At 72.5% G+C, this 25,449-nt stretch carries 26 protein-coding genes; 12 read left to right on the forward strand and 14 right to left on the reverse strand.

Annotated features, from left to right (window positions below; genetic code table 11):
- The first annotated feature begins 354 nt into the window (after positions 1-354).
- The 3 genes from Q7A36_RS15600 (at position 355) to Q7A36_RS15610 (ending at position 3,874) form a co-directional block, all read left to right on the forward strand.
- Positions 355-1,167: a hypothetical protein gene (locus Q7A36_RS15600; RefSeq protein ID WP_305104643.1), complete on the forward strand. Its 813-nt coding sequence runs from the start codon at positions 355-357 to the stop codon at positions 1,165-1,167.
- A 260-nt stretch (positions 1,168-1,427) separates the two neighbouring features.
- Positions 1,428-2,612, forward strand: coding sequence for a hypothetical protein (locus Q7A36_RS15605; protein WP_305104644.1), 1,185 nt, complete (start codon positions 1,428-1,430; stop codon positions 2,610-2,612).
- Entirely contained in the window at positions 2,600-3,874 is a 1,275-nt protein-coding gene (locus Q7A36_RS15610; protein WP_305104645.1) for a cytochrome c peroxidase, read from the forward strand. Before Q7A36_RS15605 ends, Q7A36_RS15610 begins: the two co-directional genes overlap by 13 nt.
- Positions 3,875-4,004: 130 nt before the next feature.
- Here Q7A36_RS15610 and Q7A36_RS15615 read toward each other — a convergent pair whose 3' ends face one another.
- Positions 4,005-4,706, reverse strand: a complete 702-nt coding sequence (locus Q7A36_RS15615; RefSeq protein ID WP_305104646.1) for a dienelactone hydrolase family protein — start codon at positions 4,704-4,706, stop codon at positions 4,005-4,007.
- A gap of 45 nt (positions 4,707-4,751) precedes the next feature.
- On the opposite strand from Q7A36_RS15615, the gene Q7A36_RS15620 reads away from it, so the two are divergent.
- The 4 genes from Q7A36_RS15620 to Q7A36_RS15635 all read left to right on the forward strand — a co-directional run bounded on the left by Q7A36_RS15620 (position 4,752) and on the right by Q7A36_RS15635 (position 8,145).
- Positions 4,752-5,438 carry a DUF3047 domain-containing protein gene (locus tag Q7A36_RS15620; RefSeq protein WP_305104647.1) on the forward strand — a complete coding sequence of 229 codons (687 nt, stop codon included), beginning with the start codon at positions 4,752-4,754 and terminating at the stop codon, positions 5,436-5,438.
- Positions 5,439-5,504: 66 nt separating this feature from the next.
- Entirely contained in the window at positions 5,505-6,962 is a 1,458-nt protein-coding gene (locus tag Q7A36_RS15625) for an MFS transporter (protein WP_305104648.1), read from the forward strand.
- Between the two features lie 243 nt (positions 6,963-7,205).
- Complete coding sequence (locus tag Q7A36_RS15630; RefSeq protein ID WP_305104649.1) at positions 7,206-7,565, forward strand: hypothetical protein; 360 nt, start codon at positions 7,206-7,208, stop codon at positions 7,563-7,565.
- A gap of 73 nt (positions 7,566-7,638) precedes the next feature.
- Entirely contained in the window at positions 7,639-8,145 is a 507-nt protein-coding gene (locus Q7A36_RS15635; protein WP_305104650.1) for a flavin reductase, read from the forward strand.
- A gap of 118 nt (positions 8,146-8,263) precedes the next feature.
- Here Q7A36_RS15635 and Q7A36_RS15640 read toward each other — a convergent pair whose 3' ends face one another.
- Positions 8,264-9,826, reverse strand: a complete 1,563-nt coding sequence (locus tag Q7A36_RS15640; RefSeq protein WP_305104651.1) for a sulfatase-like hydrolase/transferase — start codon at positions 9,824-9,826, stop codon at positions 8,264-8,266.
- Positions 9,827-9,894: 68 nt separating this feature from the next.
- Between Q7A36_RS15640 and Q7A36_RS15645 the strand changes: the two genes are divergently transcribed.
- Positions 9,895-10,983, forward strand: a complete 1,089-nt coding sequence (locus Q7A36_RS15645; protein ID WP_305104652.1) for a serine/threonine-protein kinase — start codon at positions 9,895-9,897, stop codon at positions 10,981-10,983.
- A 228-nt stretch (positions 10,984-11,211) separates the two neighbouring features.
- Here the strand turns inward: Q7A36_RS15645 and Q7A36_RS15650 are convergent, their stop codons facing one another.
- The 5 genes from Q7A36_RS15650 to Q7A36_RS15670 form a co-directional block, all read right to left on the reverse strand.
- Positions 11,212-12,333: a branched-chain amino acid ABC transporter substrate-binding protein gene (locus Q7A36_RS15650; RefSeq protein WP_305104653.1), complete on the reverse strand. Its 1,122-nt coding sequence runs from the start codon at positions 12,331-12,333 to the stop codon at positions 11,212-11,214.
- A gap of 85 nt (positions 12,334-12,418) precedes the next feature.
- Entirely contained in the window at positions 12,419-13,174 is a 756-nt protein-coding gene (locus tag Q7A36_RS15655) for an ABC transporter ATP-binding protein (RefSeq protein ID WP_456306805.1), read from the reverse strand.
- On the reverse strand, positions 13,171-14,013 hold the full coding sequence (locus Q7A36_RS15660) for an ABC transporter ATP-binding protein (protein WP_305104654.1): 843 nt from the start codon (positions 14,011-14,013) through the stop codon (positions 13,171-13,173). Before Q7A36_RS15660 ends, Q7A36_RS15655 begins: the two co-directional genes overlap by 4 nt.
- Positions 14,010-15,359 (reverse strand): high-affinity branched-chain amino acid ABC transporter permease LivM, encoded by a 1,350-nt coding sequence (gene livM, locus Q7A36_RS15665; RefSeq protein ID WP_305104655.1) that lies wholly within the window; start codon positions 15,357-15,359, stop codon positions 14,010-14,012. The genes Q7A36_RS15660 and livM overlap by 4 nt, the downstream gene beginning before the upstream one ends.
- Positions 15,356-16,270, reverse strand: coding sequence for an ABC transporter permease subunit (locus Q7A36_RS15670; RefSeq protein ID WP_305104656.1), 915 nt, complete (start codon positions 16,268-16,270; stop codon positions 15,356-15,358). Before Q7A36_RS15670 ends, livM begins: the two co-directional genes overlap by 4 nt.
- A 138-nt stretch (positions 16,271-16,408) precedes the next feature.
- Between Q7A36_RS15670 and Q7A36_RS15675 the strand changes: the two genes are divergently transcribed.
- Entirely contained in the window at positions 16,409-17,005 is a 597-nt protein-coding gene (locus tag Q7A36_RS15675) for a carboxymuconolactone decarboxylase family protein (protein ID WP_305104657.1), read from the forward strand.
- Between the two features lie 47 nt (positions 17,006-17,052).
- Here Q7A36_RS15675 and Q7A36_RS15680 read toward each other — a convergent pair whose 3' ends face one another.
- Entirely contained in the window at positions 17,053-18,087 is a 1,035-nt protein-coding gene (locus tag Q7A36_RS15680) for an amidohydrolase family protein (protein ID WP_305104658.1), read from the reverse strand.
- A 100-nt stretch (positions 18,088-18,187) separates the two neighbouring features.
- Between Q7A36_RS15680 and Q7A36_RS15685 the strand changes: the two genes are divergently transcribed.
- The gene (locus Q7A36_RS15685; RefSeq protein ID WP_305104659.1) at positions 18,188-19,324 is read left to right on the forward strand and encodes a CaiB/BaiF CoA transferase family protein; all 1,137 of its coding nucleotides are present in this window, start codon (positions 18,188-18,190) and stop codon (positions 19,322-19,324) included.
- 155 nt (positions 19,325-19,479) lie between these two features.
- Here the strand turns inward: Q7A36_RS15685 and Q7A36_RS15690 are convergent, their stop codons facing one another.
- Entirely contained in the window at positions 19,480-19,692 is a 213-nt protein-coding gene (locus Q7A36_RS15690; protein WP_305104660.1) for a hypothetical protein, read from the reverse strand.
- Position 19,693: 1 nt separating this feature from the next.
- On the reverse strand, positions 19,694-19,897 hold the full coding sequence (locus Q7A36_RS15695; RefSeq protein WP_305104661.1) for a hypothetical protein: 204 nt from the start codon (positions 19,895-19,897) through the stop codon (positions 19,694-19,696).
- A gap of 169 nt (positions 19,898-20,066) precedes the next feature.
- Between Q7A36_RS15695 and Q7A36_RS15700 the strand changes: the two genes are divergently transcribed.
- A complete protein-coding gene (locus tag Q7A36_RS15700) occupies positions 20,067-20,738 on the forward strand; it encodes a tyrosine-protein phosphatase (protein ID WP_305104662.1) in 672 nt (223 codons plus the stop codon).
- 7 nt (positions 20,739-20,745) lie between these two features.
- On the opposite strand, the gene Q7A36_RS15705 is transcribed toward Q7A36_RS15700, so the two are convergent.
- Positions 20,746-21,780: an AbrB family transcriptional regulator gene (locus Q7A36_RS15705; protein ID WP_305104663.1), complete on the reverse strand. Its 1,035-nt coding sequence runs from the start codon at positions 21,778-21,780 to the stop codon at positions 20,746-20,748.
- Between the two features lie 97 nt (positions 21,781-21,877).
- On the opposite strand from Q7A36_RS15705, the gene Q7A36_RS15710 reads away from it, so the two are divergent.
- On the forward strand, positions 21,878-22,231 hold the full coding sequence (locus Q7A36_RS15710; RefSeq protein WP_305104664.1) for a hypothetical protein: 354 nt from the start codon (positions 21,878-21,880) through the stop codon (positions 22,229-22,231).
- 114 nt (positions 22,232-22,345) lie between these two features.
- On the opposite strand, the gene Q7A36_RS15715 is transcribed toward Q7A36_RS15710, so the two are convergent.
- The 3 genes from Q7A36_RS15715 to Q7A36_RS15725 form a co-directional block, all read right to left on the reverse strand.
- On the reverse strand, positions 22,346-22,768 hold the full coding sequence (locus Q7A36_RS15715) for a flagellar biosynthesis repressor FlbT (protein ID WP_305104665.1): 423 nt from the start codon (positions 22,766-22,768) through the stop codon (positions 22,346-22,348).
- Between the two features lie 79 nt (positions 22,769-22,847).
- Entirely contained in the window at positions 22,848-23,915 is a 1,068-nt protein-coding gene (locus tag Q7A36_RS15720) for a flagellin (RefSeq protein WP_305104666.1), read from the reverse strand.
- Entirely contained in the window at positions 23,912-25,432 is a 1,521-nt protein-coding gene (locus tag Q7A36_RS15725; protein ID WP_305104667.1) for a flagellar hook-associated protein FlgK, read from the reverse strand. The genes Q7A36_RS15720 and Q7A36_RS15725 overlap by 4 nt, the downstream gene beginning before the upstream one ends.
- Between the last annotated feature and the right edge of the window lie 17 nt (positions 25,433-25,449).

Genomic DNA, 25,449 nt, shown 5'->3' on the forward strand with positions numbered 1-25,449 from the left:
GATTGACAGGGCGACAACGAAACCGCCCGGGCGGCCTGCCGCGGCATCCGGGCCAGCGGCCGGCACCGGGCCCGGGCCTGCCCCGAGCATCGCCGGGGTGCCGGAAATCCTTTGCCGGCAGGGGGTTGCAGGGCCGGGTCGGGCCCGGCGGGCCCGATCATGGAGTGTCGCGGATTTTCGCCAGGGATGCCGGCCAGGACCTCTGCGCGGAGCATGCGCATCCACTCCGCCGTTCCTGCATGCTTCGGCGCCGCGCTCGCTTTCCAGTCTGTAACGCAGCGTAAGCAGCGATATTGCGCCCCGCACCTCGGGACGGCTACCCGGTTGCGAGTTATTCGCAATCGCGGTGGCCCCATGAACCGACGCCTGCTCCTCGCCCTCCCGGCCGGACTCGCCGCCAGCGCCGCCCTGCGCGCCATGGCCGCGCCCGCCCGCCCGGCGCCCGATCTCGACATCCCGATCTGCCGCGGCGGCCTGCGCCGCGTTGCCGAGGTGCCGCAGCGCGACGCCTCCACGCCCGAGGCCGCGGATGCCGACTACCTCGAGAAGGTGGGCCTGCTGGAAGGCCACCTGATCGTCGGCCGCCGCCTGCTCGAGGCCGGGCAGGCACGCCTCGCCGTGCCGCATTTCGGCCACCCCATCCGCGAGCTCTACACCTGGCTGGAGCCGCGGCTCGCGGCCCGCCGCGCCCCGCAATTCGAGCGCGAGCTGGAGGTGATGGAGGGCTGGGCCGAGGGCGGCAATACCGGCACCAATGGCCGCTTCGGCGACGCCTGGACCTCGCTCGCGCCCAAGCTCGCCGCCGCCAAGCGCGCCGTCGCGCCGGAACGCCTGGCCAGCCCGCGCTTCATGCTCAGCCATGTCGCGATGATGGTCTACGACGTCGCCTCCGACTACGGCGAGAGCATCGAGCGCGGCCGCATCGTCAACGTCGTGGAGTACCACGACAGCATGGGCTTCCTGGCCTATGCCGCGCAGACCGCGGCCGAGCAGCGCGCTGCCGGCCGCGCCGCGACCGAATGGGCGGAGGCCGCCGATATCCTCGAGGAGTTGCGCAAGCTCGCCTACCCCGAGCTGCTGCCGCCGGGCCGCCTGCCGACCAGCGTCAGCTCCGTCCGCAGCCGCTCCGACCGGATCCAGGACATCGCGGCGCGGGTGGTGGCATGAGCCTCCGGCGTGGAAGCGAGAGGGGCGCTGCCCCCCTCGCGCTCCCCCCGCCAGGGGTCGAGCGACCCCTGGACCGGCGTGGGTTTATCGCTGGAAGAGGGACCCCCAGCGGGGGTCCCTCTTCCAGCGATGACTCTCGGGATCCAAGGGCCTTAAGCCCTTGGCGGGTGGGGTTCGGGGGTCGCGGCACTGCCGCGACCAGGGCCCTCCCTGCGCTTCTAGCCGCGCTCCTGCTGCTCGCCGCCCCCGCGCAGGCGCAGATGCGCAACGTCGGCCCGGGCGTCGCGGACCGCACCGGCACGCAGACGCGCGGCGGCAGCGACGACATCGTCTTCGGCGGCGAGGTGCAGACAACGCTGGAGCTCGACGTCAACGGCAAGCGGCGCGAGACGCGGGCGAACGGCAATCTCTTCACCGAGTCGCTGGCTGCCGCCTATCTGCTGCTGCCCTACGGCTTCGCGGTGAACGGCGTGCTGCGGCTGGAGCAGACGGACAAGGTGCCGGATGGCCGCGGCAGCGTCTTCCGCGAGCAGACGCTCTGGGCGGATGAGCTGTATCTCACCTGGAGCCGCGGCGTCCTCGACCTCTTCGGCGGCAAGATCCATCCGCGCTTCGGCAGCGCCTGGGACCGCGGCCCCGGCCTCTTCGGCACCGATTTCGGCCGCGAGTACGAGCTCACCGAGAAGATCGGCGTCGGCGCGCGGCTCTGGGCCTCCGACCTGCTCGGCCTCACGCGGACCATCGGCTCGCACAACCTGCAGGTCGAGGTCTTCGAGGCCGACCGCACCGCGCTCTCCTGGGGCGCGCTCAGCGGGCGCTGGGCGCAGCAGCGCACCAGCGTCGACCCCGAGACGGGCGAGACGGTGAGCCGCACCGTCTACCGCTGGCAGAACCGCCGCGGCACCGGCGGCCCGGACAACACGGATTTCGCCGGCGGCACGGTGGTGTCCATGGCCGGCTACGGCATCCCGATGCCGCGGGGCCTCGCGGGCTACACGGCGTCCTACGCCGCGCGGAAGGCGGGGCAGGATGCGGTGGAGGCGGGACGGGCCGGGACCGAGCAGTCCTGGACACTCGGCGGCTTCTGGACCATCCCGCTGCCGCAGCGGCTCGAGGCCGCGCCCTTCGCCGAGTTCGTCCATGCCGACCAGGCCGGCGGCTACCGCAACCGGACGACCGAATACCTGACCGCTGGCTTCGACCTGCGGCGCACGCCCTGGACCATCTCCTACGCCTATCTCTCGAACTGGAACGACGACCGGGCGGAGGGCCTGCGCGGCACGCGCGTGCAGCAGACGGCCAGCCTGACCTATGATCTCTACTTCGTGGCGCCCCTGCCGATCCTGCGCAGCGCCTCCGTCACGGTGGGCTGGCGGCGGCTGCGCGAGGCCGGCGAGGCGGCGAACGATTTCGGGGGGCTGCTGGGATGGGCATGGAAATTCTAGCGCGGTCCGGCCGGGGCAAGGGCGCGGGGCGGAGGAGCGGCGCCCTGCTGAAGCACGCGGCGGTGCTGGCGGCATCGGTGCTGCTCGGCGCCGCGGCGCTGCCCGAGGGATCGCAGATCGACCCGCCGCTCGACAAGTTCCCGGCGCAGATCCTGCGCAGCGAGGTCGCGGGGGGGCGGCAGAGCTTCCTCGTCGCCCTCGGCAACACCGCCTTCTCCTCGCCCCTGCTCTATGGCGAGACGGCGCGGCAGGCCGGGCTCTCCTGCAATTCCTGCCACGTGAACGGCCACGCCAATCCGGACTTCCACATCCCCGGCCATTCCGCGCGGAAGGGCGGGCTCGACCCCACGGGCAGCCTGTTCAACCCGCTCGCCGAGGACGGCGCCGAGAACCATGTGGACATCCCGAGCCTGCGCGGCATCCGCTTCCTCGGCCCCTATGGCCGGGACGGGCGCATCGGCTCGCTCCGGGAATTCGCCCGCCACGTGATCGTGACGGAGTTCGGCGGGCCGGAGCCGGCGCCGATCATCCTCGACGCGCTGGTCGCCTACATGAACGAGTTCGAGTTCATCCCGAATGCCCGCATGACCGGCGAGGGGCGGCTGGCCGAGGGCGCGACGGCGCAGGAGAGGCGCGGCGAGGCCGCCTTCGCCGAGGCCTGCGCCGGCTGCCACGTGCCCGGCACCGCCTTCACCGACGGCCGCGCGCATGACGTGGGCAGCGAGGGGCGCTTCCGCACGCCGACGCTGATGAACGTGGTGGACAGCGCGCCCTATGGCCATGACGGGCGCTGGCCGGACCTGGACGCGGCGGTCGCCGGCCACAACCCGGGCCTGCCCGAGGCGCAGCGGGCCGATATCCTCGCCTTCTTGCAGGCCGCGGGCGCGGCGGAGGACGCGGTGCAGCCCGCGACCTTCCGGCTGGAGATGGGCGAGCTTGCCGCCTATGTCGCGCTGCTCGACCGGACCATCACGCGTGGCGACGCGGTGCTGACGCGCTTCGTGGTGGACACGGTCAATGCCGAGATGCGGCGCGTGGAGCGCGGCTTCCCGCAGGGCGACGCGACGCGCCTCGCGGGCCGGCCGGACCGGCACAAGCAATTGCCGCTGGACTATGCGGCGCTGCGCGGTGGGCTGGACCGCGTCGCGGCGCTGACGGAGGCGGGCGACCGCGCCGGGGCGGCCGCTGCCCTCGATGCTTATCATGACATGGCGGAGAAGATGGTCGCCAACTATCCGCGGCCCGGGAAGGAGCGGCGGTAGAAGGCCAGGGGGCGCTGCCCCCTGGACCCCCGCCGGGGGGTCAGGCGACCCCCCGGACCCCGGCATGGGTTTATCTCCGGTCGGGCGGCCCCGACGCGGACCCCGCGACCCGAACCCTCCCTGCGCGGCCTCAGCCCAGCACGCGCGCCAGCAGTTCCGCCGAGCGGCCATTGGCGATGGTCGCGGCCCGCGCGTCCCAGGCATGGCCGCCCATGCGCGCGAAGGCATGGTCCACGCCCGGATAGACATAGGCGGAGACCTGCTTGTGGCCCTTCAGCCCCTCGAGGATCTTCGCCTGCGCCTCGGGCGGGACGAACTTGTCCTTCTCGGCGATGTGCAGGATCAGCGGCGCCTTGATGGCGCCCGCCTCGCCCAGCAGGCCCTCGATCCCCACGCCGTAGTAGCTGATATTGGCATCCGCATCGGTGCGCGCCGCCGCCATGTAGGCCAGCCGCCCGCCGAGGCAGAAGCCCATGGTCGCCACCTTGCCGTTGGCGCCCTGCATCTTCCGCGCATGGGCGATGGTGGCCTGGAGGTCCTCCACCGCCTTGCCCTGGTCCATGCCGTTCATCAGGGCGAATGCCTTGTCCCACTGCGCCTGGCCGGCATCGGGGTCGAGCTGGACGCCCTTCTCCTGCCGCCAGAACAGGTCGGGGCTGACGGCGATGAAGCCCATCTCGGCGACCCAGTCGGACAGCTGCCGCATGGTGGCGTTCACGCCGAAGATTTCCTGGATCATGACGACGGCACCAGCCGGCGTCTGCTTCGGCAGGGCGACATAGGCACCGAAGCTGCCGCTGCCGTCCGTGGCGGCGATGTCGATCTCTGGCATGGTCCCCTCCTTGTCTCGGGCTTTGCCACCGGCATCTAACAATGCATGTCGCGCCTTGCCATGCCCCTTGCCGTGACACTTGGCGCCGCGCTGCTGCTCGGCGCCGGGCCGATGCATCCCGCCGGCTCGCTCGAGGCGGCGGGCTGGACCCATGCGCCCTGGCACGGGCTGGAGCCGGCGCGCTTCCGCCCGCTCGGCGATGGCGTCGCGGTGGAGGGGGTGGGGCAGGGCAGCTTCGTCTGGCGCAAGGTGCAGGGCCAGCCCGCCTGCCTCGCCTGGCGCTGGCGGGTGGATGCCGGCCCGCCGCCCACCGACCTGACGCGCCAGGGCGGCGACGACCGGGCGCTCTCCATCGCCGTCGGCTTCGCCGGCTGGCCGCCACGGGCGACCGCCTGGCAGCGCGCCCGCCATGCGATGGCGCAGGCCGCGGCGGGCGGGCACGACCTGCCGAAGAGCGTCCTGATCTATGTCTGGGGCGGGACGGGCACGGAGCCCTCGTCCTTCCCGAGCCCCTGGCTGCACGGCCTCGGCAAGGTGCGCGTCCTGCGCCCGGCCCATTCGCCGCATGGCCAATGGTTCGAGCAGCGGGTGAACCTGGCCGCCGACTGGCACGCCGCCTTCGGCGCGGCGGCGCCGCCGCTGCAGGAGATCGCGATCGGCACGGATACCGACGACACGCGCGCCCCGCTGGATGCGCGAGTGGAGGCGATCCGCTTCGGGCCCTGCCCGTGACCGGCGGCTGACGCTCGCGCAACCGCGCGCCCTCCCGGGACTTTCCTCCCCCGAGGAGAACGCCCCATGCGCGACGTGCCGGGCCCCACCGGGGGCGACCGCTTCGAGACCGATGTTCCCGCCCGGCTCGACCGCCTGCCCTGGGCGGGCTTTCACTGGCGGGTCGTCATCGCGCTCGGCATCACCTGGGTGCTGGACGGGCTGGAGGTGACGCTGGTCGGCAGCCTCGCCGGCGCCATCCACCAAAGCCCGAGCCTGGCGCTGACCGAGACGCAGATCGGCTTGACCGCCTCCGCCTACCTCATCGGCGCGGTCTTCGGCGCGCTCGGCTTCGGCTGGCTGGCGGACCGCATCGGGCGACGGCGGCTCTTCTTCGTCACCCTCGGCGTCTACATGGTCTCCTCCATCGCCACCGGCTTCGCCTGGGACTTCTGGTCCTTCGCCTTTTTCCGGCTGCTGACCGGCGCCGGCATCGGCGGCGAGTACGCCGCGGTGAACTCGGCGATCCAGGAACTGATCCCGGCGCGCTACCGCGGCACCACGGATCTCTGCGTCAACGGCACCTTCTGGGGCGGCGCCGCGATCGGCGCGGCGGCGGCGCTGGTGGTTCTCGACCCCGCCATCGTCGATCCTGAGATCGGCTGGCGCGGCGCCTTCGTGGTCGGCGGCGCGCTCTCCGTCGTGGTGCTGCTGCTGCGCCGCCACCTGCCGGAGAGCCCGCGATGGCTGATGCTGCACGGCAAGCCGGAGGAGGCGGGGCAGATCGTCGGCGCCATCGAGCGCGACGTGACCGAGGCCAAGGGCCCTCTGCCGCCGCCCTCCTACGGCAATGTCGTGCTGCACCGGCGCGGCGCCGCCAGCATCGCCGAGGTCTGGCACGCCATGTTCGACACCCATCGGGAGAGGGCGGTGCTGGGCCTCACCCTGATGTCCTGCCAGGCCTTCTTCTACAACGCGGTCTTCTTCACCTATGCGCTGGTGCTGACGAAGTTCTACGCCATCCCCGCGCATCACGTCGGCTGGTTCATGCTGCCCTTCGCGCTGGGCAACCTGATGGGGCCGCTGACACTCGGCCGTTTCTTCGACACCATCGGCCGCAAGCCGATGATCACCGGCACCTATGCGCTGTCGGGCATCCTGATGGCGGCGACCGGCGCCGCCTTCGCCGCCGGCTGGCTCTCGGCCTGGGAGCAGACGCTGGCCTGGACGGTAATCTTCTTCTTCGCCTCCGCCGCCGCGTCCGCCGCCTACCTGACCGTCGGGGAGAGCTTCCCGCTGGAGATGCGGGCGATGGCCATCGCGCTCTTCTACGCCATCGGCACCGGCGTCGGCGGCGTCATCGGCCCGACCCTCTTCGGCTGGCTGATCTCGAGCGGCGCGCGTACCGACATCATGTGGGGCTATTTCGGCGCCGCCCTGCTGATGCTGCTGGCCGCCTTCACCGAATGGCGCCTGGGCTTCGCCGCCGAGGGCAAGCCGCTCGAGGAGGTCTCGACGCCGCTCTCGGCCGCGCGGGCGCGCTGAGGCGTGCCGATGACCGAAGGGCCGGATGGCCCGGAGGTCTGAATCGGCTCGCCCGACATGGAAGGCCACGCGCCGGGCGGGGCTGCCGCGCCAGGATCGGCCCGGGCCTGAGGCACCGGCCGCCGGCCGGTCCGTGGTTTGCGCGCATGCCGTGTGCTATGCACCTGCCGCTGCCCGTGGGGGTTGTCTTTCCGGGCGCGTCAACCTAAGGCTATTCCGACGGGGTATCGAGGACTGTCAAGAATGCATGTCCGCGCCCATGACGACGAATGGGAGCAGGTCTGGGCCACCTATGACCAGACCTCCGCCGATGCCATGCCGGCGGTGCCGCCCGTGGCCGCGGCGCCGGTGGTGCGGGGCGTCCGCGAGCGGGGCAGGGGAGGCCTGCTCCTCGGCGCCCTCCTGCTGGCCCTGCTGCCGGCGGCCACCCAGCCCCCGCTGCACGCGCCGCTGCAGGTGCTCGCCGCCGCCGATTCCCTCTCTCCGGTCGAGGCGCTGCTGCCGCCGCTCGCGGTGGCCCTGGGCCGCCTGGCTGGCGAATCCGATGCGGCGGCCTGCTTCGCCCTGTCGCTCCGGCCCGGCGGCGGCGCCTGCCGGCCCTGAGCGGCGGCCACCCCCGGTTCCCATTCGCCCTGCCCATGCTTTACTCGCCGCCGAACAGCAGGGCGCATCCGCGATGACCGTCACCCGCCAGGAATTCCGCGACGCCATGGCCCGCCTGGGTGCCGCGGTGAACATCATCACCACCGGAGGGCCGGCCGGCCGCGGCGGCTTCACGGCCAGTGCCGTCTGCAGCGTGACCGACGAGCCGCCGACGCTGCTGCTCTGCATGAACCGCGGCGCGACGGCGGCGCCGGCGATGAAGGCGAACGGCACGGTCTGCGTGAACGTCGTCGCCGCCGGGCAGAAGGAGGCCGCGATGGTCTTCGCCGGCGTGACCAAATGCACGATGGAGGAGCGCTTCGAGGCCGGCACCTGGACGACGCTGGCGACCGGCGCGCCGGTGCTGCAGGGCGCCGTCGCCGCCTTCGACTGCCGCATCACCGAGATGGTGGAGAAGGGCACGCATCTCGTGGTCTTCGGCGAGGTGCAGGGCATCCGCCTGGGCAGCCAGCACGACCATGGGCTGATCTATTTCGGGCGGGACTACCACCCGGTCGGGGCGATGGTGGCGGGGCCCTGATGCCGACCGGAAGACGACTTGACGTCTTCCGGTCGGCGTCGCGCGCAGGTCAGCGCGGTGCGCTGACGGCGTGGCGGCTGCGTGCCAGACAATAAGCCATCGGCCGGCATGAGGCCCGTCACCACTCGCCGAGGAAGACGCCAGCCTTCTTGTGGCTGTCGGTGCGCTGCTCGGCCTCCGCCCAGGTGATGGTGGTGCGGGACTTGAGGCGGGTGAACCAGGTCAGCAGCCGGTGCCGCATGGCTTCCCGCACGCCGGCGAGCGTGCCGTCCGCGCCGAGGTCGTGGAATTCCTCCGGGTCGCCATGCAGGTCGAAGAGCTGCGGCCGATAGCCGCCGGTCCAATGGACGTATTTCCAGCGGTCGGTGCGGACCATCCAGGCCATGTGCTGGCCGACCGCATGGCCCTGCCGGCGGCGGGCGCCGCGAAAGGTCCAGTCGAGCTCGCTGACGGCGAAATCGCGCCAGTCCTCGCCGGCCTCGCCCCGCAGCGCCGGCAGCAGCGACCGCCCCTCCACCACATGGCGCGCGGGATCGCAACCCAGCGCCTCCAGGATGGTCGGCACGCAGTCGATCGCCTCGACCAACCGCGGGTCCTCGGTGCCGCGGGTCGCATCCGCCGCGGGGGAGGGGTCGTAGACCAGGAAGGGCACCTTCTGGACGCAGTCGTGGAAGAGCTCCTTCTCGCCGAGCCAATGGTCGCCGAGGTAGTCGCCATGGTCGGCGGTGAAGATCACCAGCGTGTCCCGCCAGCGCCCCAGCCGCTCCATGGTCTCCCAGACCCGGCCGAGATGGTCGTCCACCTGCCGGATCAGCCCCTGGTAGGTCGGGCGCACCGTGGCGATGGCCTCGTCGCGCTGGAAGCTCTCCGCCACCTCCTCATCCTGCCAGGCGCGGAACATCGGGTGGGCGTCCGGGCCGCGCTCGGCCGCATGGCGCTGCACCGGCAGGCAATGCTCCGGCCCGTACAGAGCGTGGTAAGGCGCCGGGGCGATGTAGGGCCAATGCGGCTTCACATAGGACAGGTGCAGCACCCAGGGCTCGTCACCCTGGGCGGTCATGAACTCGATGGCGCGGTCGGTGGTATAGGCGGTCTCGCTGTGCTCCTCCCGGACGCGCGCGGGCAGGCGGGCATTGCGCATCTTCCAGCCCGACAGGGGCTTCCCGTCCGGCCCTTCCACCGCGATGACGAAATCCGTCCAGGGGTCGCGGCTGTCATAGCCCTGCGCCCGCAGCCAATGGGCATAGGCGCTGTCGGGCTCGCCATGATGGCCGTCATGCCGGTCCACCAGGCGGAACCAGCCCTCCCGCAGCAGCGCCGTCAGGTCGGTCTGGCCGTCCAGCGCCAGGCGCCGCATGCCATGCGCGTCCGGCAGCACATGCGTCTTGCCGGCGAGCGCCAGCGTCCGCCCGCTCTCCCGCAGGTGCCAGCCCAGCGTGACCTCGCCCACCGAGAGCGGCACGCGGTTGTGCGTCGCGCCATGCGAGGAGACGTAGCGGCCGGTATAGAAGGACATGCGCGAGGGGCCGCAGATGCCGCTCTGCACGAAGGCATTCGGGAAGCGGACGCCGCGCTGCGCCAGCGCGTCGACGTTCGGCGTCCGCAGGAAAGGGTGGCCGGCGCAGGAGAGGTGGTCCCAGCGCAACTGGTCGCACATCACGAACAGGACGTTGCGGATCATGGCCTCCCCCCGGTGCGGCACGCGCCGGCGCAGTCTGCCCGGCGCCGCCGCGGCTGGCGAGGCGCCGCATGACGGCCCCGCAGACGGAGCAGGCCGCCGCCATCGTGGAGGCCGCGCTGCGGGCGGCGCAGGACCTGGCGCGGCTGCCGGCCCTGCCGGCGCCGCTCGCGCGCCTCGTGCTGCGGCACAATGCGGAGGCGGTGGAGCGCCGCTTCGCCGCCGCGGCGCTGACCATGGCGGAGATCGTGGACCTGCTGGCGGCGCTCGCCGATCGGGTGCCGGCCGAGGCGCTGGTCCCGGCACGCGCCTGGGCGCTGATGCGCATCGAGCAGTACGGTGCGGTGGCCATGCCGCCCGGCCTGCCGCGCGCCCTGCTGCGCGGCCTGGGGGAGGCGGTGCCGGGCCCCGACAGGGCGCTCGGCCGCGCCTGGGCGCGGCAGGGCTTCCGCGAGGGCATCTGGGCCGCCGGGCTGCACCGGGTGCCGCTGCTGCCGCTCGGGCTGAACTGCCTGCCCTGGAACCTGCCGGCGCGCTGGGGCTTCCGCGCCGCGGCCGAGGCGATGGAGGCTTTCAACCCCTTCGCCCTCGCCTCCCACCGGCTGCCCGCGGTGCTCGCGGCGCTCGAGGAGGGCTGGGTCGGCTATGCCCCCGCGGGCGGGATCCGCTCCATCGCCACGCCCTCGGGCGCGCGGGTGCTGCTGCGGGAGGATGGCGGCGCGGTCTGGAACCACCATACCGGTCCGCATTGGGAGGAGGACGATTTCGCCACCCTCCGCCTCGACCTCGAGGTGCTGGCGAGGCGCTTCGAGCGGCTGGCGGCCTCGCCCCGCCTGCCCCTCAGGGTCGCCTTCCTGCTGACGGAGGAGGCGGCGCCGGACGCCGCCCTGGCGGAGCGGGTGCTGGCGGCGCTGCGGCGGCGCGCCCGGGGCGGCCGCGTCGGGCTGGTCCTGCTGCACAACCCGCCGGCGGGAGAGGCAGGGGAGGCGCCGTCGCCGCCCGGGCGCCTCGGCCCCGATGCCCTGCTGCTGCGCGTCCCGGCCCCGCGCCCGGGCTACCAGTGGCACCTGCCCGCGCATTTCGACACGCCGGAGGGCCATGCCTTCGAGCAGCGCATCGCCAATGCCCTGCGCGACGCCGTCGCGGGCTGGCTGGGCTGAGCGCCTAAGGGGCCCGGACATGCGAAGGGCCCCGGGGGTCGCCCCCCGAGGCCCTTCCATTGGTCAAAGGCGCTGGCGCGCCGCTCGGCTCAGGAAGCCATCCCCGCAGTGGCGGGAACGATGATCCAGGCCGCGACCGCGGCAACCGCCTGAGAGCAATGAGACACTGGATCACCTCCTTTCAGTTGTTGACGACTGGACCCAAGATGGACCCGGGCGGGCCCAGGTTCAAGACTTCATCTCGGCATAATTCCCGTTCTTCCACACGTAGAACACGTAGTCCGCAACGGTGACATCGCCCTTCTTGTCGAAGCTGATCGGGCCGAGGACGGTCTGCCAGGGGCCGTGCGCCTTCATCTCGGCAGCGATCTTCTTGGGATCGATGCTCTTGATCTTCTCCGCCGCGGCGGCCCAGATCTGCACGGCGGCATAGGTGTAGAGGACGTAGCCCTCCGGATCGATGTTCTTCGCCTTGAAGGCCTGCACGACCTTGGCAGCGGAGGCACGGCCGCGCGGGTCGCTCGGGAAGGTCATCAGCGCGCCCTCGCCGGCGGCGCCGGTGATCTGCCAGAAATCCTTCGTCACCAGCGAATCGCCGCCGATCATGGTGACGTTCATGCCCTGCTCCTTCGCCTGGCGCAGGATCAGGCCGGCCTCGGTATAGTAGCCGCCGATATACATCACCTCGACGCCCGCGCCCTTCAGCCGGGAGACCAGGGCGCTGTAGTCGCGCTCGCCCGGGTTGTAGGCGGTGAAGATCACCTCCTTCATGCCGGCGGCGTTCATCGACTTCTGCGTCTCCTCCGCCAGGCCCTTGCCATAGGCCTGGTTGTCATGAAGGATCGCGACCTTCTTCCCCTTGTAGTTTTGCGCGATGTACTTGCCGGCGACGAGGCCCTGCTGGTCGTCGCGGCCGCAGACCCGGAAGGTGTTCCAGGACCCCTCGTCGGTGAATTTGGGGTTGGTGCTGGCCGGGCTGATCTGCAGCACGCCTTCCTCGGCATAGACCTTGGAGGCCGGGATCGAGCTGCCGGAGCAGTAGTGGCCGGCGACGAAGACCGCCTTCTGGCCGGCCATCTGGTTGGCGACCGAGACGGCCTGGCGCGGGTCGCAGGCATCGTCGCCCAGCGCCAGCTCGATCTTGCGGCCGAGCACGCCGCCGGCGGCGTTCAGGTCGGCCACCGCCTGCTGCGCGCCGGTCTTCATCTGGTCGCCGGCCGCGGCATTGGAGCCGGTGAGCGGCCCGGCGCAGGCGATGCGGATCGGCGCGCCCTGGGCGAGGGCCTCCGAGCCGGCCAGCGCCACCGGCAGCGCCGCGGTGGCCTGGAGAAGCGTCCTGCGGTTCAGCATCCCTGTCTCTCCTGTTGAAGCCGGGCCGCGCTGTTCTTCCGGTCGCGGCCGCTTGCGGCAGGGTAACGGAACCTGCCGCGGATTGTCAGCCGTGCCCGCCGCCGAGATAGGCGTCGCGGATCTCCGGCCGCGCCAGCAGCGCCCGCCCGGGGCCTTCCATGGTGATCCGGCCATTGACCAGGACATAACCCCGATGGGCCAGCCGCAGCGCGAGGTTGGCGTTCTGCTCGACCAGCAGCACGGTCAGCCCGGTCCGCTGGTTCAGCATCCGGATGGCGTCGAAGATCTGCTTGACCACCAGCGGGGCGAGGCCGAGCGAGGGCTCGTCCAGCAGCAGCAGCTTCGGCTTCGACATCAGCGCCCGGCCGATCGCCAGCATCTGCTGCTCGCCACCCGAGAGCGTGCCGCCGCGCTGCGCCAGCCGCTCCTTCAGCCGGGGAAAGAGGGCGAAGGCCTGCTCCATCTGCGGCGCCGGGTCCTCCCGCGTGAGGGCCTCGGCGCCCATCAGCAGGTTCTCCTGCACCGTCATGCGCGGGAAGATCCGCCGCCCCTCCGGCGACTGGGCGACGCCGCGGCGCATGATGGCATGCGTCGGCTGGCCCGTGATGTCCTCGCCGGCGAGGCGGATGCGCCCCGCGCGCGGCTTCGGCGCGCCGCAGATGGTCATCAGCAGGGTCGACTTGCCGGCGCCGTTGGCGCCGATCAGCGTGACGATCTCGCCCGCCCGGACCTGCAGCGAGACATCCGTCAGCGCCTGCACCGCGCCATAGGCGGCGGTGACGCCGTCCACCTCCAGCATCGCAGGCATGTCCGCTGCCTGCGGGGCGAGCCCGGCGCTCATTCCACCGCCTCCGCCGGCACGTCCTCGTCCTCGTCGCCCTCGCCGAGATAGGCGGCGATGACCTTCTGGTCCGCGCGCACCGCGGCCGGCGGGCCGTCGGCGATCAGCTTGCCGTGGTCCAGCACCACGACCTTGTCGCTGATGCTCATGACGACGCCCATGTCGTGCTCGATCAGCAGGATGGAGGTGCCCTGCGCCCGGATCTGCAGCAGCAGCCGCGCCAGTTCCTCCGATTCGCGGGGGTTGAGGCCGGCCGCGGGCTCGTCGAGGCAGAGCAGCGCGGGTTCCGTGCACATGGCCCGCGCGATCTCGAGCCGTCGCTGCGCGCCATAGGGCAGGGCGCCCGCGGGGTCGTCGGCGCGCTCGAGCAGGTTGGTCGCCTCCAGCCAGCGCTTGGCGAGCTCCACCGCCTCCCGCTCCGCCTTGGGGTAGCGGGAGAGGCCGAGCACCGCGCCGATGCCCCAGCCGGTCGCGGCCATCAGCTTGTTGTGCTGCGCGATCAGCAGGTTCTCGAGCGCGGTCATGCCGGGGAAGAGCCGGATGTTCTGGAAGGTCCGGGCGACGCCGGCGCGGGCGATGCGGTGGCCGGGCAGGGTGTGCAGGTCGACCGGCAGCTCGCCCGGCCGGTGCAGCCGGATGGCGCCGCTGGTCGGCCGGTAGAAGCCGGTGATGCAGTTGAAGAGCGTGGTCTTGCCGGCGCCGTTCGGGCCGATGACCGCGGTGATCTCGCTGCGGCAGGCGGTGAAGGCGACCTGGCTGACGGCGGTCAGGCCACCGAAGCGCATGGTCAGGCCCGCGACTTCCAGGATCATCTCGGGCCGGCTGCGGCGGTCGCTCATCCGTGGCCCTCCCCGACCAGGTCGGCGCTGATGGCGCGCTTCTGCCCGAGCGCGATGGAGGGCGTCCGGGTGCCGACCAGGCCGCGCGGGCGGAGCACCATGATCACCACCATGGCGCCGCCGAAGACCAGCATCCGCCACTCGTCGAGGCCGCGGAACACCTCGAAGCCGCCGATCATGACCAGCGCCGCGACCGCGACGCCGACCTGGCTGCCGAGGCCGCCGAGGACGACGATGGCGAGGATGATGGCGCTTTCGATGAAGGTGAAGCTCTCGGGGCTGATGAAGGCCTGGCGGGTGGCGAAGAAGGCGCCGGCGAAGCCGCCGAACATGGCGCCCAGCGCGAAGGCGGTCAGCTTCGTCGTGGTGATGTTGATCCCGAGCGCCCGGCAGGCGATCTCGTCCTCCCGCAGCGCCTCCCAGGCGCGGCCGAGGGGCTGGCGACGCAGCCGCAGCGTCACCCAGTTGGTCAGCAGCGCGAGCGCGAAGATCAGGTAGTAGAGAAAGATGACGCGGTGGCTCGGCGAGGGCTCGAGGCCGAAGAAGCCGGCGAAACTGTCGGGGTCGCCCGACATGTTGAAGGGCAGGCCGAAGAAGGAGGGACGCGGGATGCCGCTGATGCCGTTCGGGCCGTTGGTCAGGTCGGTCCAGTTCAGCAGCACCACGCGGATGATCTCGCCGAAGGCCAGCGTCACGATTGCCAGGTAGTCGCCGCGCAGCCGCAGCACGGGGAAGCCCAGCAGCACGCCCCAGAAGGCGGCGAGGATCCCGGCGATCGGCAGGCAGATCCAGAAGGAGAGGCCGAAGCTGGTGGCGAGCAGCGCATAGGAATAGGCGCCGATGGCGTAGAAGGCGACGTAGCCGAGGTCGAGCAGCCCGGCGAGGCCGACCACGATGTTCAGCCCCCAGCCGAGCATGACATAGGTCAGCACCAGGATGCCGACATCGAGCTCGTAGCGCCCGACGCCCGGGATGGCCGGCAGGACCAGTGCCAGGGCGAGCATGACCGGCGCGAAGAAACGGCCGAGGCGCTGCAGCGCGAGGGTCAGGCGCGTCGGGCCCGTCGTCGCGCGCAGCGCGCGGCGGCCGGCCCAGAGGGTGATGGCGAGGCGCCCGGCGAAGACGATGCCGCAGAGCAGCGCGACCTCTGGCCAGCGCGCGCGGAGGATCAGCCCGCTGGCCGGCCCGATATCCGTACGCAGCCCGACCAGCATGGCGAAGAGGCCGAAGGCGACGGCGGCGGCGATCGCCGCATCCTTCACGGCGTGCGGCAGGGCGCTGCCCGTCCGCTCCAGCCCGCCGGCGCTCGCCGGCGCCACCCCCTGGCGATCGGCCGGGGCGCTCATACCTTCTCGACCTCCTGCCGGCCCAGCAGGCCGGTGGGGAGGAAGATCAGCGTGATGGCGAGGATCGAGAAGGCCGCGACATCCTTGTACTGCACGCTGAAATAGGCGGACCAGAAGGTCTCGATGAGGCCGATGAGCAGGCCGCCGAGCACGGCCCCCGGCAGGCTGCCGATGCCGCCCAGCACCGCCGCGGTGAAGGCCTTCACCCCGGCGAGGAAGCCGATGTAGAAGTCGATCACGCCGTAGCGCAGCAGGTACATGGTGCCCGCGACGGCGGCCAGCGCCGCGCCGATGACGAAGGTGAGGCTGATGGTGCGGTCGGTGTCGATGCCGAGCAGCGCGGCCATCTTCCGGTCCTGCTCGCAGGCCCGCATGGCGCGGCCGAGCGGCGTCCTCGTGACCAGCACGGTGAAGACCGCGAGCACCCCGAGGGTGAGCGCGATGATGAGCATCTGGATGTAGGAGAACTGCACCACGAAGGGCCCGTCGCGCATCACCTCGATGCCGCCGGGGACCATGGTCTCGATCGGCTTCGGCCGGGCGCCCTGGCTGACCTGGACGTAGTTCTGCAGCACGATGGAGATGCCGATGGCGCTGATCAGCGGCGCGAGGCGGAAGCTGCCGCGCAGCGGCCGGTAGGCGACGCGCTCCACCGACCAGCCATAGAGCGCGGTGATGGCCATGGAGACCAGCAGCATCAGCAGGATGGCGCCCGGACCGCCCATCACCCCGCCCATCTGCAGCAGCAGCACGGTGATGAGGGCGACGAAGGCGCCGATCATGAAGATGTCGCCATGGGCGAAGTTGATCATGCCGATGATGCCGTAGACCATGGTGTAGCCCACGGCGATCAGGCCGTAGATCATGCCCAGGCTGATCCCGTTGATCAGCTGCTGCAGCGCATAGGCCATGTTGTCTCCCGGCCGCGAGATTCCCTGTATGCCGAAGGCTAGGACAGCGGGGGCGGGTTGCGAAGGGGGCGGAAGGTCGGGCTGTTGCGGCGCGGCGACGGGTCGGGTGACATTTGCGCCACGAATCGGAGGGAATTGATGCCAAGTGATGCAAGCCTGCCGGCCGATGACGGCAAGTCCGGCCGCCTGCCCCCCATCCCCGACCATGCCCTGACCCCGGAGCAGCGGCGGGTGGTGGAGGGCATCACGTCAGGCCCCCGCGGCGGGCTGCGCGGGCCCTTCCCGGCCATGCTCCGCAGCCCGGAGGTCGCCGAGCGTTTCCAGAAGCTCGGCGAGTATCTCCGCTTCAACTCCTCCATCCCCGCGGCGCTGAACGAGCTGGCGATCCTGGTCACGGCGCGGGAATGGTCGGCGCAGTACGAGTGGTATGCCCATCACCTGCTGGCCATGAAGGCCGGCCTGCCCGCCTCGATCGCCGAGGCGATCGCCGAGGGCCGCAAGCCCGACGGGATGGATGCCGACCAGGAGGCGGTCTGGCAGTTCTGCACCGAGATGCACCGGAAGAAGCATGTCTCGGACGAGACCTATGCCGCGGTGCGCGACCGCTTCGGCGAGCGCGGCGTGATCGACCTGATCGCGGTCAGCGGCTACTATGTGGCCGTGGCGATGACGCTGAACGTCGCGCAGGTGCCGCTGCCGCCCGGCGTGCCGGTGCCGCTGCAGCCGCTCGGCTGAGGCGCGGCCGCGCGCCATGGCCGGGCTCGGCCATGGCGGGTCGGCGGCTAGGACTCGAGCCGGTAGAAGCGCTGCGCCGTGCCGCTGAACAGCGCCGCCTTCTCCGCCGCCGAGGCACCGGCCGCGAGCTTCTTGCAGGCATTCCAGAACACCCCGTAGCCGTAGCTGCCCTTGTCGACGGGAAAGTTGCTCTCGAACATGCAGCGGTCGGCGCCGAAGAGGCCGATCGTCGTCTCGATCCAGGGCTTCCAGGCGGCGGCGAGCTCGTCGGAGGAGGGCGGCTCGGCCTTCTCCTCGAAGCCCATGCCGTTGATGCGCATGCCCAAGCCCCCGAGCTTGATGCAGACATTCGGGCAGGTCGCCAGCTCCGCCATGGCCGCGCGCCAGCCGCGGAACACCTCGTCGCGCTGCCCTTCATAGCCGCGGATGCCGAGCGGCCCGCCGACATGGTCCAGCACGATCCTCGTCTCCGGGAAGGCGCGGGCCAGTGCCGTCAGGTCCGGGATCTGCGGGTGGTAGAGCCAGGCATCGAAGGAGAGGCCGAGCGGCGCGAGCTGGGCGAAGCCGGCGCGGAAGTCGTCCCGGAACAGGATGTCGCGCGGCGGGGTATAGGCAGGGTTCATGATGACCGGGTCGGGGTCCCAGGCCGTGATGTGCCGGATGCCGCGGAAGCGCCCGCCGCCGGCCTGGACATGCGCCTCCAGCACGCCCTTCGCCGCGGCGCCGATGGTCAGGTCCACATGGCCGACGATGCCCTCGCAGACCCTGGTCGCACCATACTGCCCGCTCGCGCTCATCGCCGCGACGCCGTTGACGAACTCGGTCTCGCCGACCGGCCGGTAGGCCTCGGGCCCCGTCGCGCGGTGCATGGCGCGGCACTGCACGAAGACGGTGGCGACGATATTGTGGCCCTGGTTGGTGTCCGCCAGCAGGTCCGGCAGCAGGTAGCGCCAGTCCGGCCGGTCCCAGAGATGGTGGTGCGGATCGACGATCGGCAGGGCGGGGTCGAGCGCGTCCTCGGTCCGGCGGGCCAGCCAGTCCTCCCGCACCGGGATGTAGTGGTGGTTGGCGCTGCTGCTCATCGGGTGTTTCCCCCTCGGACGTTTCCCGCGCCGAGCTTACCCCTCTCGCCACTCCATGCCAGCCGCCCCTATCCTGCCCGCCAATCGAAGGAGGAAGCGGATGAGCCTGCCCTTGGACGGCGTGCGGGTGATCGAGGTGGGCCAGGCGCTGGCGGGGCCGCTCGCCGGAGTGATCCTGGCGGATATGGGCGCCGAGGTGATCAAGATCGAGAAGCCGGACGGCGGCGACGATGCCCGCATCTGGGGCCCACCCTTCGGTCCGGACGGCGAGACCAGCCTCTATTTCTACGGCCAGAACCGCAACAAGCAGAGCGTCGTCCTGGACCTGAAGGATCCCGGGGACATCGAGGCGCTGCACCGCCTCTGCGAGACGGCCGACATCCTGATCCAGAACCTCCGCCCCGGCGTGGTCGATGAGATCGGCATCGGGCCGGAGGCGATGCTCGAGCGCCATCCGCGGCTGATCTACTGCTCCATCTGGGCCTTCGGCTACCAGGGACCGATGCGCCTCAAGCCCGGCTTCGACCCGCTGCTGCAGGCCTATGGCGGCATGATGAGCATGACGGGACGGCCGGAGGATCCGCCGACCTTCTGCGGCGCCTCCATCAACGACAAGGCGACCGGCCTCTTCTGCACCATCGGCGCGCTGGCGGCGCTGCGGCAGCGCGACCGCACGGGGCGCGGCTGCCTCGTCGACACCTCGCTCTTCGAGACGGCGGTCTTCTGGGTGGAGGGGCAGGTGAACCAGCACCTGGCGACCGGAGAAGTACCGAAGCGCCACGGCACCGGCGCCGCCGTCATCGTCCCCTACCAGGTCTTCGAGACGGCGGACCGCCCGCTCTGCCTCGCCGCCGGCAACGACCGGCTCTGGGCCCGCTGCGCCAGGGTGCTGGGCCATCCCGAATGGGCGGAGGACGAGCGCTTCGCGAAGAGCCGCCAGCGCGTGAAGAACCGCACGGTCCTGGTGCCGCTGATCGCCGACATCCTCCGCAGCCGCCCGCGCGCCCATTGGATCGAGGCGCTGGAGGCGGTGGGCGTGCCCTGCGCGCCGGTGAACGACATCGGCGAGGTGGCGGCGACCGAGCAATTCGCCGCGGTGGACATCGTGCAATCGGTTCCGGGCAGCGATGTCCGCGTGGTCGGGCTGCCGATCAATTTCGACCGGCAGCGGCCCCGCTCGGCGCGGCCGGCACCGCGCCTCGGCGAGCATACCGAGGCGGTGCTGCGCAGGCGGTAGCGGCTCCCGCGACGTCCCAGGGTCGGCCGGCCCGTGGCGGACGACCCGGCGGAGGCTCCGCCTGACCGCCACGCGCCGGCCCCGGGGGCGAGGGGACGCCCCCGGAACCGGGCGAGCCGGCCGGACCGGTCACCGGGCGGCCGGCCGCTGCCTCGTCAGCTCTTGTTGGCCGGGTCGTGGACGTGGTGCCGGTCGCGCTCCCCGCCGCCGCCCGAGACCCGGCTGTGGTCCGGGTTGGTCGGCCGGTCCGGCGCCGGCCCGTGGTCGTCCCGGTCGCGGTGCGCCCGCCCGTGCTCGCCGCCCTGGTGGCTGCTGCCCGGGCCGCCCACGTCCCGCTTCACCTCATGTTCGCCGCGCTGCTGCTTCATCTCAGCGGTCCTGCTGGTAGCCCTGGTTGGTGGTGTTCTGCTTGATGTTGCCCTGCCGGCCCTGCTCGCCGAGATGGCGGTCCTCGCCGGACTTGTTGGCCTCCGCGACGCCGCCCTGCAGGTCGCTCGGGTGCTCGGTCTGCGGCCCGGGCCCCTTCGGGCTGCGGCCCGCGGGCGGGACCGGCGGCAAATGCGCCTTGGACATGGCAATGACCCCCGTTCATCCGTGTGACCCCGACCGAACGCGGCCCCGAGGCGGGCCGTTCCCCCGCGCGGGTCGCGGCGGGCGGGTCTCCCGGGAGGCGAAGCCTGGTGCCGGCCGCCGGGCGGTTCGGGTCTGGCGCGCCGCCCCTCCGCGCTCCATACCGCGCGCCATGTCCGGGATCTCCGCCCGGGCGCGCCCCCTCGGCGGGCGGCGCGCCTGGCTCAACAGCCTTTTCGTCGACCACGCGCTGCTGCGCATGCCCTGGCGCAACTGGGGCGTGGTCGAGAGCGGCCGGCTCTACCGGTCGAACCACCCGCTGCCCTGGCAATTGCGCGACGCGGCCCGGCGCCTCGGCCTCCGGACGGTGATCAACCTGCGGGGGGAGCGGACCGAGTGCGGCTCCGACCGGCTGGGCCGTGCCGCCGCCGCCGAGCTTGGCCTCGTGCATGTGGACGCGCCCTTCGAGAGCCGCGGCGCCCCGCACAAGGACCGCATCCTCCGCCTGCACGAGATCTTCCGCACCGTGCCCGAGCCGGTGCTGATCCATTGCAAGAGCGGCGCCGACCGCACCGGCCTCGCCGCCGGGCTCTGGCTGCTCTTTGAGGGGCGGCCGGTGGAGGAGGCGATGGCGCAGCTCTCGCTCCGCTGGGGCCATGTGCGGCAGAGCCGGACCGGCATCCTCGACGCCTTCTTCGAGCGCTATGCCGCGGCGACGCGCGACCGCCCGAAGCCCTTCCTCGACTGGCTGCGGGAGGATTACGACGAGGCCGCGCTGCGGCGCGAATTCCGCTCGAAACCCTGGGCCGACCGGCTGGTGGACGGGATCCTGCGGCGGGAGTGACCCGCGCCTACAGCAGCCCCGCCCGCACCCCGAACTTGTGCAGCGGCCCGACCAGCAGGTTGCACAGCACCGTCCGGGTGAGGTGAAATCCCAGCACCAGCGGCACCGCCAGCTCCAGCGCCTTGGCCGTCAGCGCCATCTCCGGCATCCCGCCCGGCGCCATGCCGAGGATCAGCGCCGGGACCGGCATGTCGGCCGCCGCGGCGATCGCCCAGGCGATCAGCGCCAGCAGGATGGAGAGCACCGCGGCCGAGAGGACGCCGGCCACCGCCAGCCGGTGCGAGCTCAGCAGGAAGCTCTTGCTCATCCGGGTCCCGAGGCTCGCCCCCATCGCCACCTGCGCCGCATCGATCAGCGGCACCGGCACGCCCGAGGGCAGGTGGCCGGTCGCGGCGAGCAGGATCGCCAGGCCGCAGGGCCCGAGCATCCAGGGATTGGCGAGGCCCAGCCGCCGCAGCGGGACGGCCAGCAGCAGCCCCGCCGCCGCCATGCCCAGCAGCCCCGGCCACCAGATCTCGGCGCGGGGCGCCATGAACTCGTTGAAGGCGCCATGCGGCGCCAGCCAGCCGAGCAGGGGCGGGAAGGTCAGCACCACCACCAGCACCCGCATGGTCTGGGCGAGGGTGACGGTGGCGACGCTCGCCTTCGCCTCCTGCGCCAGCATGGCCATGACGATGACGCCGCCCGGCACGGCGCAGAAGAAGCCGGTCTGCGCATCCGTCCCGGCGAGGCGCGTGAAGAGCCGTGCCACAACGAAGCCGGTGGCGATGGCGATCACGCCGCCTGCCAGCAGCACCGGCAGCGCCCCGGTCACCGCCGTCAGCACCGGGCCGGAGAAGGTCCCGCCCAGGCCGAGGCCGAGGAAGACGAGGCCCGCAGGCCGTGCCCAGGCGGGCACCGCGACCGGCCGGTGCCAGGAGAGCCCGGCGGTCGCCATCATCGCCCCGATCATCCAGGCGAGCGGGACGTGCAGCAGGGCGAGCAGCCCGCCGCCGAGCGCGGCGACGGCGGCGGTGAGGAGCGGGGTCCGGATCGGCGGCAAGGTCCCGCGACCATCCTCCGGCGGCGATCCCGCGTCAAACCCGGTCGGGCTTCAGCCTTCCTTCACCTGTTGCCGCGAGGCTGGCGGCGCAAAGCCCATGAGCACGCTCGCCCCCATCGCTCCGCCCTCCGGGGTGGAGGTCCCCACGGACGCCGCCCCGCGGCCGCGGTCGGCTGCGCGGGCGGAACCCGGCGCCTCCCCGGCGCCGCCGGCCATGCCGAATCCCTCGCTGCGGCTGGATCCCGCACTCGGCCTCGTGGTGCTGGAGTTCCGCGACCAGTACGGCCGCACGGCGACCCTGCCGACGGAGCGGGAACTCGCGGCCTATCGGCATGCCCGCGGCCGGCCGGATCCGGCGTCATCCCTGTCGGTCGCCGCATCGGTGCCCGGCGCCGCGCCGGCCGCCCCTGGCCCGGATGCATCCGCCGCCATGCCCATCCCGGGCGCCTGACCCCGCCGCATCCCTCGTCCAGGACCCGGCGCACCTTGCCTGTCGGGCGGGCCGGTCCAGGACGCTGCCCTGGACGACCTCCGGGCCATGCGGCGCCGCGATCACGGGATCGCCTCAGCCCTCCGCGCGCGGGGGGATCGGCGGCGGCAGGCCCAGCACCTCCTCCTCATGCCGCATGACGCGGCGGGCCAGCTTCAGCGCCTGGTAGCAGTCATCCGCCTCGGCCAGCGTCAGCGCCTGCTGCAGCATCTCCCGCGCCGTGGTGGAGGTCGTCGCCTCCTGGAACTCGGCGACCAGGTCCCGGGCCGCGGCCAGCCCCTGCGGCCGTTCCTCGTCATTGCCGATATAGGCGGTCTGCAGGGCGAAGTAGATGCGCCGGGCCGGCGTGGTCGCGGCCTCCGGCGCCATGATCTGCTTGCCGAACAGGAAGCGCGCCTTCGCCGCCAGCTCGATGCGGGCGCGATTGCGGAAACGGATCGGCGCCCCGTTCACGACCATCAGGTCGCCCTGGCGGAGTTCTAGCACCAGCGTGGACATGGCCCTTCCTTTTGACGCCGCACGCGCAACCCTCGGAAAGTCGCAGGTCGCACTTAATGGTCCCTGAACCGGCATGGGATTACGGAAGGAACCGGGTGAGGTTGAGTTCGCCGAGCCGGCCGATGGCGGTGTAGCTCGCCTCCAGCGCGGTCCGGGTCGATTGCAGCCGGCTCAGGGTCGCCGCGAGGTCCACCTCCTCGATATCCGAGAGCTGGCCCTTCAGCGCGTCCCCGAGCGTCGCATGCTGCTCCTTCGCCGTGGTCAGCCGCGCCTCGGTCAGGCCGAGCGCGCCCGCCTCGTCGGCGATGCCGTCGGCCGCACTCCGCAGCCCGTCGCGGATGGTGCCGGCGAGCGCCCGGAAGTCGTCTGGCGAGGCCGTCTGGGCCGGCGTCAGCGCGGCGAGGCTGGCCAGCCCGCGCAGCAGGTCCCGCGCCCAGGACCCCGTGGTTTCCCCGGCGGAGGCAGCGGCGGCATTGCGGTTGGCGAAGAGCCCATAGGGCACCGCCTGCCCGTCGCCCGCGGGCACCGCCCGCCGCGGCTCGGCCAGGCCCGCCGCGGGATCGGAGAGGAAGGCGGAGAAGGGCGTGACGCCCGGGCTGTCGTCCATCGCCGCCGCCCTGGTCGCGGCGGCGACGGCCGCGGCATTGCCGCCGCCGAGGCTTGCGACCGCGGCGGCGACCTGCTGCGCCATGCCGGAACCCGGCAACCCCTCCGGGTCGGGCACCGGCGGGTTCCGCAGGTCGGAGCCGCCGAAGAGGTATTCGCCGGCGCTCTGGCTGTCGAGGAGCTGCCCGACCTCGACCAGTGCCGCCTTCGCCCGCGGCGCGACCAGGGAGAGCGCATTCGGGTCGTTCGGGTCGAGCTTCATCGCCACGTCGTCGGCGAATTCCCGGGCGATGTCGCCGAGCCGCTGCAGCGCCGTCTGCGTCGCCCCGCTGCGGCTCAGCGCCTCCGAGATCGCGGTGCCGTAGGTGTCGCGCCGGGCGATCTCGGCGCGGAGCGTCAGCGCCCGGGGCAGGTCGGGCGCGATGTCCCCCTGCGCCTCCGCCTTCCGCCCGGTCGAGACCTGGCGCGTCAGCAGCTCCACCTGCAGCCGGAGCGCGCTGCTGTCGGCGGCCAGCCGCCCATAGCCGTTGACGCTCGTCACCGCACCGCCCCCATCAGCGTCTCCCACAGCGTCTGCACCGTGCCGAGCACCCGGGCATTGGCCGCATAGGCGTTCTGCAGCGCGACGATCGAGGCCATCTCGGCATCCGTGTCGACGCCCGACTGCTGCGCGAAGCGCCCCTCGAGCGTGGTGCCGAGCGCGGCCGCCTGCTCCTTCGCCGCCGTCGCCGACGCGCGGTCGCCGACCTGCGCCGCGACCATCTGCCCGGCATAGTCGGCGAGCGTCGCCGGCGCGGCGAAGGGGGAGGCGAGGCCGCCATCGGGGCCGAGCCCGCTGCCGGCGATCGCCGTCCAGGGCTGGCCGGAGGCGGCCTCGGCGCCGAGCGAGAAGCCCAGCACGCGGTCGATCAGGGTGGTGAAGCCGGCCGGACCGCCGGACGGGTTGGGCGTGAAATCCGTCGCGCCGCTCGGGCTGGCCAGGACGGCATGCGTGCCGTCGCGCAGCAGGGCGGGGTTGCCGTCCACCGCCGGGTTCACCCTGATCCGCCCGGCGAAGCCGACCTGGCTGCTGCCGGCATAGGGCTGCGTCGGGTCCGGGACGCTGCTGCCATCGGCATCGGTGAAGAGGGTGAGGCCCTCGCCATCCATGCGGGCAGCGAGGTTGCCGGCCAGCACATCGGCCTCCGCCTGGTAGCGCGGCAGGGTGCGGTCGCGCAGCGCCAGGCTCTCGCCGAGCCGCCCACCCAGGAGCTGCCCGGTGATGTCGAGGCCGTTCAGCGTCACCCCCGGCAGCGTGCCGCCGGCGCCGCAATACGCATCCGGCGCGACGGTCGCCGGCGCGGTCGCCAGGACGTCGCGCTTCGCCTCCAGCGGCAGGACGATGCCGCCGCGTGCGACCAGCAGCAGGTCGCCGCCGTCGCGCCGCACCGCCTGCACGTCCATCACCTCGGAAAGCGTGGCGATCGCCTGGTCGCGCTGGTCCTCGAGCGCCGCGGCATCGCCCGTGCCGCCGGCCTTGAGCCGCGTGGTGAGGTCGGCGATGTCGTGCAGCGCCGCATTGGCCTTCGCGACTTCCGCGACGATGCTGTCCTGCGCCTGCTGCCGCGCCGCGCCGATGGCGTCCGAGACGCCGTTCAGCCGCGCGGCGACCGTCGCCGCGGCCGCTGCCGCGGTGCGCTGCTTGCCGGCATCGGCCGGCGCCGCCTGCAGGGCGAGGAAGGCGCTGCGCAGGTCCGAGAGGCCATCGGCGATGGTCTCCCCGGCCGCGCCATGCGCCTGCTCGACGCCCTGCAGGATCTGCTCGCGCAGCGTGGCGCCGGCCGCGGCGGCGCGGCTGGCATCGAGCCGCGCGAGCAGCGCCGTATCCACCGACCGCTGCGCCTCGCCGCTGCGCAGCCCGGCCGGGCTGTCGCCGACCGTGAGCGACTGCTGCGGCACGGCCTTGCGGGTATAGCCGGGCGTCTCGGCATTGGCGATGTTCTGCGAGGCCTGCGCCAGTTCGCGCTGCACGGCGGCGAGGCCGCTGCGCGCGATGGTGAGGACGCTGTCGAGGCTCATGGCGCGCTACCCGCGGG

The sequence above is a fragment of the Paracraurococcus lichenis genome (genome assembly GCF_030657435.1).
In the GTDB taxonomy this organism is placed as follows: Bacteria; Pseudomonadota; Alphaproteobacteria; order Acetobacterales; family Acetobacteraceae; genus Paracraurococcus; species Paracraurococcus lichenis.